The organism is Ruminococcus sp. CAG:379 (genome assembly GCF_000434255.1).
Taxonomy (GTDB): domain Bacteria; phylum Bacillota; class Clostridia; order Oscillospirales; family Ruminococcaceae; genus Ruminococcus_F; species Ruminococcus_F champanellensis.
The window spans coordinates 830-7,704 of sequence record NZ_FR894863.1 but is presented as its reverse complement, the minus strand read 5'-3'; the positions used below and the strand labels follow the sequence as shown (position 1 = coordinate 7,704).

Below are 6,875 nucleotides of genomic sequence, written 5' to 3'. Positions count from 1 at the left end.
GCTCTCTTTTCCACAACTCTCCCCACTCTTGTGGAGAATGAGCCTGCTATGATTGTTCCCATGATTTCATGCGCCAGACTGGTTTTGCACCGTTCTGTGTAACATCATGGAAATGTGTAACTTGGCATGTCACTTGAAGGGGGATGGGGAAGGCGGAAAGCGGGGGACTGGGGGAGAAAACCCGGAAGGGGAAGGGGGATTGGCAGCCGGGCTGCCCCCCTTCCCCCGGGTTGTCTCCCCAAGATATCGGTAAACCTGTACTGCGTAAGCGCAGCACGCAGATTATAAAAGACAACACACAAGGAAAGGGTCACTGAAAAGGTAAAACGGCAAAGTGTATCCACAGCACCCAGAGCATAAAAGATAACACACAAGCAAAAAGAAACCCCGCCGGAGACATGCCCCGGCGGGATTCATTATGTGGCTTCCGGCAGATTGCAGAACTTGTCCCGGTACAGATGCACCTCCGTGGTGATCCGCCCCCCTGCCCCGGTGACGATCATTCTGGAAATATACCCGGCGGCAAAGCTGCCCAGGGTAATGTGCCGCTCCAGATCCTCCCCGTGATAGCCGGGATACACCGCCCGAACGCCTTGACAGGCACGCATGCTGTACCGGAGCTTCTGCGCCAGACAGTCCGCCGGGTTTGCCGCATACTGCAAATCCAGGGAGATTTGCCGGTGTCGGGCAATGTTCCGGGCGGTGGCGTCTGCATTCTCCAGGGAAAACGCATCTGCATTGCCGTCTGCGTCCGCCATGTGAATATGGCTCACCATCCGGGTGTAATCCAGTCCGCAGCCTGTGGACAGCAGAGTATCCCCTCCGATGGTGATGCTTGTCCCATCGCTCCGGGTGAGCCGCACCTGGTTGGCGCCGCTGATGTAGGGGTACCCCTGGTTGTACTTGTAACCATAGTTCACGATGGCATCCCACTGGCTGGTGCCCTCCTTCACCCACACATAATTGGTCTGGGTAATGCCGGATTCATAGGTCACTCCCGGCACGGTGTATTTCTCCATCAGGGATTGGAGGGTCACGCCGGTGAGCATGCCTGCCGCCATCTGGTTCTGCATCAGCAGACTGGTGAAGCCCCTGGAGGATACCTGCACGGTCTGCATGCCCTTCTGTTTCGTCATGGTCAAGCCGTCCAGCACCCCTTGGTGCAGCAGCTGATTGTCCAGCCGGAATGCCACCGACGCCGGATTCCCGAACTCGCTGCGGCTGGTGAGGAACCGGGCGGTCAGCATGGTGAAGGGGGTGTATCGCTCCTTTTCCAGCCGGAAGCTCAGACACACCGCCTCGGTAAGGGTGCTGCCGGATACGTCCGTCAGGGTCAGCGTGGGGGTCATGTGGCATCCTCCTCCCCGGTCACCTGGCTGATCTCCCCCACCCCGGCAAGAGTCAGCTGCACCTGTGCCGCCGACAGGGTCTTGCATTGCCGCACTGCATACTGCTCTGTGTGCAGGCTCTCAAAGTGCATCCCCGCAAAGGAAAAGGTCAGGGCGGTGTTGCTGCTGCAAAGCTGCTCCAGCTTGGGGGCAAGGGCTGCTGCGTCCGAATCCGGCACAAACCCCATGAGGGTCAGCGTATGCCGCCGCACCCCCGGAGAGATCATCCGGCTGTCGTCCGCCACTGTGGACTCCTCCCGGAGCTGTCTGCCGCCGGACAGGGTGAAATCCGTCACGGTCATGGTGAACGTGGGCAGCAGCAGGGTGTACAGCTTGGGGGCGGTATCCGTTACCTGGGTCATGCACTCCCCTCCTTCCGCTGATACCGGCACAGCAGGGTCACCTGGGCGGTCAGCTCCATTTTGTTCAGCCTGGGCTGGATCTGTGGTGCCTCCGCCCGGAGCTGCATCACCGTGTAGCCGCTGTCCAGTATCGGGGTCATCAGCTGCTGCTCCAGTCGGTCATACAGCATGCCGGGGGTGTCCTCCGCCGGTGCCAGCAGGTGAAATTCCAGCTGTAATTTCAGCGGATACAGACTGCCCCCTGCATAGTCCGAAGGGGACGCCAGCTGCACCGCCGTCACCGCCCCGGTCATATACCGGCAGGGGGGATCCGAAATGGGGATCTTGTCGTATGCCAGCCGGATGGCTGCTCCCGTGGCGGCAATCCTATCGCAAAGCTGGGTCAGAATGCTCTGAATGGTACCCATACTACTGCCCTCCCGTCTGCATCAGGGGGGATGCGGGACAGGTCAGCAGATCCGCACAGGCTTTCAGATACTCCTCTGCCAGTGCCTGGGCAAAGGGCACCTTCTGCCCCCGGTCGGATTCCTTCGCCACCGTGCCTGCGTAGGTATAGGTCAGCTGGCTCTGGGCGGCAAGCATCTGACTGTGCCGCAGGTTCGCCAGTGCGGCGCAGAGATAATCCAGCTGGGGCCGCTCCCGGTCTGCGTCCGGCAGGAGCATCCGCTCCACCTGGGCGGTTGCCTCATCCAGAAGGGGATCCAGGCTCTTCACGTCTGCCACGCCGCTGAACATCCGGAGAATGCTTCTTGCTTTTTCCTGGTTCATGCCGCACCTCACATTCTGAAGCTGTCCAGGGGTGCATGCTCCCCGGGTTGTAGCTGGGCGGCGCACTGTCGGGAGAAATCCCGGCGCAGTGCGTCCTTATACTGGTACAGCCGGGCAAGCTCCATGCCCTCCAGGCTCTGCATCACCGCTTCCGCTGCGCTTTTGGAATGCGTCACCGCCAGAAGCTGCCGAATCTGCTTCCGGGCATCCTGCCGGGCAAGGGCAACCGCCTGCTGCTGGGCATCCAGCTGGGCTTGCAGCGCCTTCCGCACCGGATCCTCGCCCCCGGACGCACCGTACTGCTTGGTGACTCCTGCATGCACCTGGGCAGGCACCGCCACAAAGCTCCACTCGTACACGTCGCTGATGTCCTCCAGTTCCCGGTAGCACAGCCTGCCCCCGTACACCTTGCCCTTTTCGTGGGCACATGCCCCGGTGCTGCCGCAGACGGAGCAGCGGCTGGTTTTGGCGGCGCAGGACACGCTGACCTCCTTCTTGATGCCTCCGTCGATCTCCCGGATCAGATCCTGGTTGGAATCCGTCCGGATCATATAGGCGCATGCCTTCAGATAAGTATACGCCGCCCCGTATGCTGTCCGCCGTGCCGGATCCTCCACAAGCTCCGTGGCAAAAATCCGAGCGGTCTGGCGGCTGCTCTTGGGGTCGTGGTCGAAAATGCCCGTAACTCCCTCAAACCGGCGGCACAGGGTCTCCAACGCCTGCTTGGTAAAGCATTCTCCGTCCCGGTCCACCTCGTTGTCGCACAGAATCACGTCAAACATGTACACCTCCTGTGCGGTATGCTTCCGGCGTGTAAACCGGTTCAGCTGTTCCAGCAGTTTGCTCTGTTCCATATCCATTCTCCTTTCGTATAGCAGTGCGCTCCGATCAGAACTGACCGGAGCGTGCTGTTTTGTGCGGTGTTTTCTTATGTCCAGCTGATGGACTTGACTGCATCTCCCATCAGGGTGCGGAAGCCCACGCTGACGGATACGGCGATGCGATCCAGCTGACAGTCGATGAGCTTGTCGGTTTCCAGAATGATGTCCCCGCAGGAGATCTGCTCCAGGGCGAAGCGCTTGTCGATGCCGATGATCTTGTTGCCGGACAGCTGGGAGGATTTCACCAGCTTTGCGCCAAAGGGCAGCAGTAGCTCTCCCTGCTTGCCCTGGCGCTGGTTCTCCATCTGGCTCATGGCAAGGATCTTGGACAGCAGCTCCGGCGTGGTGATGACGGTGGTCAGATCATAGTCGGTGAATTTGCCGTACAGTGCCGCCAGATCCCCGTAGCCAAAGCCGGTGGAGGTGCTGGCAAGACCGGCGGGGGTGGTGCCGTTGTACAGCGTATCCAGCGCCTGCTTGGTGACGGCGTTTGCCAGCCGCATGCCGATGGAGCGGAGGGTCACTGCAAACACGTCCAGCTTCTGCTGCCGGATCACCTCGTAGGAGGCGGTGATGAGTCTGCCGAACTTGGTCATGGATACGGCGGTGCTTGCCAGGGTAATGGCGGTAGCAGGCAGCTTTGCTCCTTCATCGGTGGTGGTGGAGAAGCCGCTGTTGCCGTCGCTGATGCTAAAGGGCGTGTAGCTGGGGGCAGTGGTCTTGGTTTCCACCGCCACAAGCTCCGTGAGAATGGAATCCCGCATGCCTGCCAGGATCGCCCGGCGGATAAACTCCGGGAACAGCACGGCGCTTTCCGTGGTGGTGAAGAATTTCTCTACCCGATCGCAGTCCGGGCCGTTCAGATGAATGTCAAAGCGTTTCAGCTGACGCTCAAAGGCGTCCAGCTTTCCCAGGGGGGAATCCGCATAGGATGTGGTGGGATCCATCTCCTCCAGCGCCTGGGAGAAGGACTTCCCCGTCAGATTGTACATACTCTTTTCCAGCTTGATGGTGTCATACATGATTTGCTTCCTCCTTTAAAAGCTTCAGTTCCAGTTCCTTTGCTTGTGCGTTTTTGAGCCGTGCCTCCGCAAGCTCCACCTCGTCCTGTAAATTAATGTTGTCCCACTCCACGTCCACCGGCTCGTCCAGACCATACTGGATCTCCAGATACAGCCGGGCGATCCGCCGGATCACCGGGGTCAGAAGCCGGCGGAAATATTCCAGCTCTGAGGTGAGGATATCCGCCTGCTGGGAGGACATGCGCTCCGTGCTGGACCAGGACAAGCCCAGCAGGAACGGGGGGATGGACAGCTTGGACACCAGCTGCTCCAGCAGCTGCCGCACCGGTACATTGGTGTCGAACAGCTGATTTTCTGCGCCGATGACCTTGATGTCCACATCGCCCACCGCAACGAAATCCCGGATCTCGCCGCATCTTGCCGCCGCCATGCCATCGCTCCATTCCCGGGCGATCTGTTTTGCATGCTCTGCGGCAAAGGCTTGCTCCGTGCCGTCTGCGCCAGGCTTATAGGTAACCGCATAGCGAATGCTGCCGGCACGGTCGTAGTTCTGACCGATGCACTCGTAAATGCGGAGTAAAATGCCGCTGAGGGCAGGCAGACCTGCCAGAAGGGATCGTCCGTAGGGGGATCCCGGCGGCGGATTCAGGGCGGAGTAAACGATCAGCTCCGGAAAGGGCAGCCGCAGCTGCTCCTCCCCCTGGTGCCGGATGTATACCGGCTCTAGCGGCGATCGTCCCTGCCGCACCTCCAGTCCGGCGAGACTTCCGTTTGCAAGTCCGGCAACCTGCATGGTCTCCCGGTCGATGAGCAGCTCTCCCACAGCGCTGCCGTAGGTGAGCAGATGATCCAGAAAGCAGTCCGTGAACGCCGGCAGGGACATGCCGGTCAATCCAACCGGCACATTCTCCGTAAAGTGCTCCAGCTGCTTCTGGACGCTTTTGTTCTTACCTGTGATGCGGTATCCCCCCGTGAGACGCACGATCTTGGTGATGGCAGCGTCCAGGATGGGGATCTGATGCCGCAGCCCCTCGTACAGAGCTTTTTCCGCAGGATCAATGGCAAACCTGTGCCGTAGGGATGACTCCCGGCGTACAGTCTGCATCAGCACGGGGGCGGATGAGGCAGATGATTTCACAGTAAACCTCCTGTTCTGACAAAATGAGCGATGTTTCCCGATTGTTCCACGTGGAACAATTATGTTGTTTCACAGACTTCGCCGGAATGTTCCACGTGGAACATTCCCCTGTCCCGTGTGAGAGATGCTACGAAAAACGGCGATTTTTCCTCCTTTGCAAGGATGGTGCTGACAAAATAACGCAGATCGTCCATGGCGTGGTCATGCTCCTTCAGGGGTACGTCCCCGCCTGCCTTTTCGTTCCACTGATACAGGGAGAATTCCCGGATGCAGTCCTTGCAGCTTGTGTGAATCCGGATCCTGCCGGATTTCAGAGCGTCGCTGACCCGGCGAATGCCGCTGAGCACGTCATTTTTCGCCGGAATCACCCGGAATCTGCCGTGGCGGCGGATGCACTCCATAAAGCTGGCTGCGGAGGGATCGATTACAACACAGTCAATGGTTCTGCCGCTGCATAGCTGCTCCAGGGCGGTATAATGCTCCTCGTCCGTCCGGGAAATGCCGGTTTGCCGGGATGCGTAGTAGTATTCCCCAAGCCGGTACCAGACGCCGCCGGATTCTCCCCAAAGCCCCATGGAGGTGGGATTCACCGTGCCGTAATCGCAGGATACCACGAACCGGGTGCATGCAGGGGGTTCCGTAAACAGGTGGGCATCCTTCCGGAACATGGGGTACACCAGACCGCTGGAGGCAGTCCATTTTCCCAGAATGAACCGGTCGTAAAACACCCCGGCGTAAAGCCGCCGGTACCGTGCCCGGATCCGTGGCGTCAGGGACAGGTTGTCCTCCATGGTGAAGTGCAGGTACAGGGCGTTTTTCTCCGCCGCTTTGCAGATCCATTCCCGATAGAACCAGTGGTAGGGGTGATCCGGGTTGCAGTTGAACCAGAGCCTGGATCCGCTGACAGAGCACCGGGCAATGGCCTGTTCTACGAAGGATCGGGGCATCAACGCCACTTCGTCCAGAAAGATCCCCCCAAGGGTGATCCCCTGAATCAAGGCGGCGGAGGATTCGTCCTTTCCTCCGAACAGGTAGAATCGGTTGCAGCGCCCCTGCATGCTGATGTCGATGTAGTTTTTGCTGAGCTTCTCAATGCAGGTAAACCCCAGATTTCCCAGCATTTCCACCAGGGGTACCACCACATTCCGCCGCAGGGCGGTGACGGTTCTGCCGCAGATGGCAAAGCTCTGCCGGGTAAAGGTGGTCATAGCCCAGCTCACAAACCCCAGGGACATGGCGGTGGTTTTGCCGCTTCGGACGGCGCCGTCACAGATAATGGCGTCATAACCGCTGGTTTCCCGGCGGCTCCACCAGCC

8 protein-coding genes are annotated in these 6,875 nt (G+C 59.5%); all 8 read right to left on the bottom strand.

All coding sequences use genetic code 11. The features are described from left to right. Nucleotides 1-416 precede the first annotated feature (416 nt). Nucleotides 417-1,349: a hypothetical protein gene (locus QVO51_RS03810; RefSeq protein WP_022357308.1), complete on the bottom strand. Its 933-nt coding sequence runs from the start codon at nucleotides 1,347-1,349 to the stop codon at nucleotides 417-419. Beyond that, entirely contained in the window at nucleotides 1,346-1,750 is a 405-nt protein-coding gene (locus QVO51_RS03805; protein WP_022357307.1) for a hypothetical protein, read from the bottom strand. The genes QVO51_RS03810 and QVO51_RS03805 overlap by 4 nt, the downstream gene beginning before the upstream one ends. Continuing rightward, nucleotides 1,747-2,157 carry a hypothetical protein gene (locus tag QVO51_RS03800; RefSeq protein ID WP_022357306.1) on the bottom strand — a complete coding sequence of 137 codons (411 nt, stop codon included), beginning with the start codon at nucleotides 2,155-2,157 and terminating at the stop codon, nucleotides 1,747-1,749. Before QVO51_RS03800 ends, QVO51_RS03805 begins: the two co-directional genes overlap by 4 nt. Before the next feature lies 1 nt (nucleotide 2,158). After that, a complete protein-coding gene (locus QVO51_RS03795; RefSeq protein WP_015557438.1) occupies nucleotides 2,159-2,518 on the bottom strand; it encodes a hypothetical protein in 360 nt (119 codons plus the stop codon). An 8-nt stretch (nucleotides 2,519-2,526) separates the two neighbouring features. Then, complete coding sequence (locus tag QVO51_RS03790; protein WP_022357305.1) at nucleotides 2,527-3,372, bottom strand: hypothetical protein; 846 nt, start codon at nucleotides 3,370-3,372, stop codon at nucleotides 2,527-2,529. 74 nt (nucleotides 3,373-3,446) lie between these two features. Further along, on the bottom strand, nucleotides 3,447-4,421 hold the full coding sequence (locus QVO51_RS03785) for a phage major capsid protein (protein ID WP_022357304.1): 975 nt from the start codon (nucleotides 4,419-4,421) through the stop codon (nucleotides 3,447-3,449). Next, nucleotides 4,414-5,559 (bottom strand): hypothetical protein, encoded by a 1,146-nt coding sequence (locus QVO51_RS03780; RefSeq protein ID WP_022357303.1) that lies wholly within the window; start codon nucleotides 5,557-5,559, stop codon nucleotides 4,414-4,416. Before QVO51_RS03780 ends, QVO51_RS03785 begins: the two co-directional genes overlap by 8 nt. A gap of 59 nt (nucleotides 5,560-5,618) precedes the next feature. After that, nucleotides 5,619-6,875: PBSX family phage terminase large subunit (locus QVO51_RS03775; RefSeq protein WP_288167822.1), on the bottom strand; the 1,257-nt coding region annotated here is incomplete at its 5' end.